The sequence below is a fragment of the Microbacterium sp. ZW T5_45 genome, assembly GCF_044987415.1.
Classification (GTDB): Bacteria; Actinomycetota; Actinomycetes; order Actinomycetales; family Microbacteriaceae; genus Microbacterium.
The window spans coordinates 1-2,977 of sequence record NZ_JBJDRJ010000078.1; the positions used below are offsets into that span (position 1 = coordinate 1).

Below are 2,977 nucleotides of genomic sequence, written 5' to 3' on the forward strand. Positions count from 1 at the left end.
AGGTGCGAGGCGGCGGCGAGAAGGTGCAGGGCTGCGGGAGGAGGCGAGCGCGGGGCCGCGGCACGGGCCGCCCCGGCGCACACCGCCGACCCGGAACGACGAAGAGCGGATGCCGTGACCTCTCGGTCGCGGCATCCGCTCTTCTGATTCGTGGGGACTCAGTCCGCCGCGGGCGGCGGGGGAGTCGTCGGCGTCGGCTGGCGCTTCGCGGGCGCGGGGTTCGCCGAGGCGACGCCTTCGCCGATGCCGCGACCGACGGCCTGACCCTGGATGATCGACGCGAGGTCGAGACCCGTGGCGGAGCTGACGCTGTCGAACACCGACTTGAGCGCCTTCGCGCTGTCAGCGCCGACGAGGTCGGATGCGCCATCGCCGGAGCCGCCGATGATCGACACGCTGCCGATGGTCGAGTAGCCCTTGGCGAATTCGGCCATGATCGCCGGCAGCGTCTCGAGCACGCGCTGCGAGAGGAACGCGTCCTGGTTGGAGGCGATGGCCTTGGCCTCCGCCTCGACGGCTGCGGCTCGTGCCTCACCCTCGGCGCGGATCGCGTCGGCCTCGGCGTTGGCACGCAGACGGCGTGCCTCGGACTCTGCCTCGGCCTGCGAGCGCAGGGCGTTCGCCTCACCGGTCGCACGGGCGACGGCGGCGGCGGCCTCACCGTCGGCCTTGGCCTTGTCGGCCTGCGCCTGCTGCTCGGCGATGCGGGTACGGGCCTCTGCCTGCTTGACCTGCTCGATCGCTGCGGCCTCGGCCGAACGCTCACGGGTGTAGAGCTCTGCCTGAGCGCGCGTCTCGGCCTCGTACCGCTGCGCGTCGGCGACGCGCTTGACGTCGGCGTCGAGCTGTGCCTGCTTGTTCTCTGCCTGCTGCTGGAGAACGGCCTGTTCGGCCTGGGCGCGAGCGAGCTGTTCGGCCTGCTCGGCCTCGGCGCGGGCACGGCCGATGCCGGCGTTGGCGTTGGCGGTGTTGGTGTCGAGCGCGGTCTGCTCGATCAGGTTCGCTTCCTGGTTGGCGATGTTCTTCTGGTTGATCGCACGGTCGGCGTTGGTCTGCGAGATCTCCGCAGCCTGGCGCTTCGCCTGGATCTCGGGAGCACCGAGCGACTGGATGTAGCCGACCTTGTCGGTGATGCCCTTGATCTGGAACGAGTCGAGGATCAGGCCCTGTTCGGCGAGCTCCTGAGAGACATCGGCGGCGATCTGGTCGGAGAACTTCTTTCGCTCGCGCATGAGCTCGACGACCGACAGAGTGGCGACGATGCCGCGGAGCGCACCTTCGAGCTGTTCCGTGGTGAACTGCTCGATGGCCTTGTCCTGCGAGGCGAAGCGCTCTGCGGCGCGACGCACGTACAGCGGGTCGGAGCCGATCTTGACGATGGCGACGCCGTCGACGTTGAGCGTGACGCTGTCGAGCGACTGTGCTTCGGCATTGAGCGAGACCTGGCGCGAACGCAGCGAGATGATCTCGTGGCGCTGCGTGATCGGGTTGACGAGCGACTTGCCGTTGACGATGACGGTGACGGGCGACTCCTCGGTCTCCCCGCGGGTCGAGCCGTCGACGGCGACGATGGTGCGTTGCACCTTCTGCTTGCGTCCCGAGATGACGAGTGCCTCGTCAGCGCGGGCCACCTTGATCCAGCTGCGTGCGAACAGCAGCAGGATCAGGAGCAGGACGATGGCGATGACGATCGCGATGCCGACGATGATCAGGATGCCGACGATTCCGGCGATCTCCATGGATGACCTCCCTGGTTGCCCCCGCGGGGGTGGTCTGCGACGCCGACGCGGAGACCGCCGACTCGCTTCCCACCCTGCCAGAAAAGCGGCCGAGGTGTGGTGGGGAGAAGTGCCCTACTGGTCGCGGAGCTTGTCGGCGAGATCGCGCAGCGTGCGCAGCTCGCCGTCGTCGAGGCGGGCCATGCGGTCGGCGATCGAGCGCCCGTGCACGGTGGCGAGGGCGCGGAAGGCCCGTGCTCCGGCATCCGTCGCTCGGATCAGCGATCCGCGCCCGTCGTCGGGATCGGCGCATTTGCTCACCAGGTCGCGTGAGACCATCCGGTCGATGAGGCGCGAGACGCTCGGCTGGCTGATGAGCATGTTGCCCGTGACGTCGCGAAGGCGGGCGGTCATGTCGGGGGAGCGGGTGACGGTGAGCAGCACGTCGTACTCGGCCTGCGTGAGGTGCGCCTCGTCGAAGTCCTTGACCATCTCGCTGAAGAGCTCGTGCTGGGCGCGGAAAAGGCTCTCCCATGCCTCGAGGGCGAGCTTGCGGTCGGTCATAGGAACAGCGTAGCCGCGGGGTCCGACGTGCCGCGACGGGCTCGACATCGGACAGAGTTAAGGGCCGGTCGGAGAGGCTACCGACCGGCCCTTGTCCCTTGCACCAAGAGTGTCCTGCAATCACATGAGGTGGATGCCACAGCAAACATTCACCGTGTGATCACTGTATAACGGGGCGGTAACGAATGCAACGGTTTGGTCACGGAAATCTTTGATTGGGTCGCCGGATGCTGTCGTTTCTCACGAAACCTGTCGCTTTCTCACGAAAGTTGTCGCTGTTCTCATGAAAGGTGGCGGATTCTCACGGAAGTTGTCGCGTCTGCGGCGTGGCGTGGGTAGGCGGGTGGGTGTGGGTGTCAGCCTGCGGGTGGGTGGGGTCGCCGATGTTGGTGGCCTGAGTTGTCAGGACCCGAGATATAGGGCAGTACCTCTCCTCAGGAGTCAGGCCGTCCGTCGAATAGGTACCTTCCGTCGACGTTGATTGGATTCCTGTGGACCTGACTTTGCAGTGGACTGGTGTGCCCGCTTCCGTGGATGACGCGGGGTGCGTGGTCGAGTTTCGTCTCGAGGGTCTGCTGCACGGATAGGTGACAGTTTCGGTTAGGCCGCGAGGGCCAGGTTCTGGTTCATGATGGTCTCGAATTCGACGGGCGTCAAACGGCCCAGTCGGGCTTGGCGTCGGCGGCGGTGGTAGG

General features: G+C 66.8%; 2 protein-coding genes. Both read right to left on the reverse strand.

Going from position 1 to position 2,977, the window contains the following annotated elements; all coding sequences use genetic code 11:
• Positions 1–158: 158 nt before the first annotated feature.
• Complete coding sequence (locus tag ACI3KS_RS19550) at positions 159–1,739, reverse strand: SPFH domain-containing protein (RefSeq protein WP_404920204.1); 1,581 nt, start codon at positions 1,737–1,739, stop codon at positions 159–161.
• A gap of 114 nt (positions 1,740–1,853) precedes the next feature.
• Positions 1,854–2,282, reverse strand: a complete 429-nt coding sequence (locus ACI3KS_RS19555) for a MarR family winged helix-turn-helix transcriptional regulator (RefSeq protein WP_404920205.1) — start codon at positions 2,280–2,282, stop codon at positions 1,854–1,856.
• Between the last annotated feature and the right edge of the window lie 695 nt (positions 2,283–2,977).

Excerpts from the sequence above, each read along its gene's own strand:
- ACI3KS_RS19550 (WP_404920204.1), bottom strand. The coding sequence starts at position 1,739 with ATGGAGATCGCCGGAATCGTCGGCATCCTGATCATCGTCGGCATCGCG.
- ACI3KS_RS19555 (WP_404920205.1), bottom strand. The coding sequence starts at position 2,282 with ATGACCGACCGCAAGCTCGCCCTCGAGGCATGGGAGAGCCTTTTCCGC.